Genomic DNA, 1,176 nt, shown 5'->3' with positions numbered 1-1,176 from the left:
GAACAACCATGACAAAATTTGACACAGGAGAATGCATGAAAACAGAGACAGACCGGGCAGACTGGGAATAGCAGGAAAAGATCGAGGGACGGTTTGGAGGTCAAACCCCGCTACTAGAACATGATCGGATTGTCTTTGAGCACAGAGAACTGCTGCCAGACAGCGGACAATAAACTTCGTTTCATCAGGCAGTCCACTCCTGCTATGCGATTCTATCACGCAAGGAGAGAGGCCCATGCAAGCCCTGTTATCCTGTTGCTGCGGTGTAGATGTCCATCGGGACACTCTGCAAGTTTGTATCTTACAAGGCCTGTCAGATGATCCCGAAGAAGTTCATGCAGAATTTAAAACCTTGCCATCGGATTTGGGAAACTTCGTTCAATGGCTCAAAAAGCATCAATGCTATCACATTGCCATGGAAAGCACCGGCGTCTATTGGCGCCCGGTCTATGAAGCCATTGAAGAACACTACCCGGACTATCAATGCCTCATGGTGGTCAACGCTCATCATATGCGCAATCTGCCAGGCCGAAAAACGGATGTAAAAGATGCTCACTGGATTGCCACTCTGTTTCGGCATGGATTGCTGCAGAAAAGCTTTGTCCCGGACCATACAGCCAGAGTCCTGCGGGAATACTCCCGGTTATACCGCTCGTTTACGTTTGAAAAAAGCCGTTACTTAAACCGCCTGGAAAAGTTTCTTCAAACCCACGGCTTTAAGCTGTCCACCATGCTCAGTAATATTTATGGGGTCAGCGGTCGTGCTTTGTTGTACACATTAGCCGAAAAAGGGAGCTTGTCGTTAGAGGATGTCCAAGAGGCCACGAAGAGGCGAGTGAAACGCTCTCATCAAGAGATTCTTGCAGCAGTCTGCGGGCATTTGAACGATGCGGAATGCCGACTTTTAAAGCTGTTACTGGCGAAAATCGATCAATGCCAGACCGAGATCGAGGAAATCCTCGCCATCATGCAAGAAATCGCCCAGCCTTACGCCCATGTCCTGGCACAACTCGACAGCATCCCAGGAGTGGATATCATATCGGCGTTGACGCTCTTAGCCGAAATGGGCCCCGTACCGCAAGAGCACTTCTCCAGCAGTGCCAAACTTTGTTCCTGGGCCGGATTAAGTCCCCGTAATGATGAGAGCGCCGGAAAGATGAAGTCCCGAAAGATCTT

The 1,176-nt window shown here is 49.7% G+C and carries 1 protein-coding gene; it reads left to right on the top strand.

Annotated features, from left to right (window positions below):
- Positions 1-235: 235 nt before the first annotated feature.
- Positions 236-1,176 (top strand): IS110 family RNA-guided transposase (locus tag ALO_RS15045; protein ID WP_004097434.1); only part of this gene is annotated, 941 nt, incomplete at its 3' end.

The sequence above is a fragment of the Acetonema longum DSM 6540 genome (assembly GCF_000219125.1).
Taxonomy (GTDB): domain Bacteria; phylum Bacillota; class Negativicutes; order Sporomusales; family Acetonemataceae; genus Acetonema; species Acetonema longum.
The sequence above is the reverse complement of the archived record's forward strand: the minus strand, read 5'-3'. Positions and strand labels throughout refer to the sequence as shown.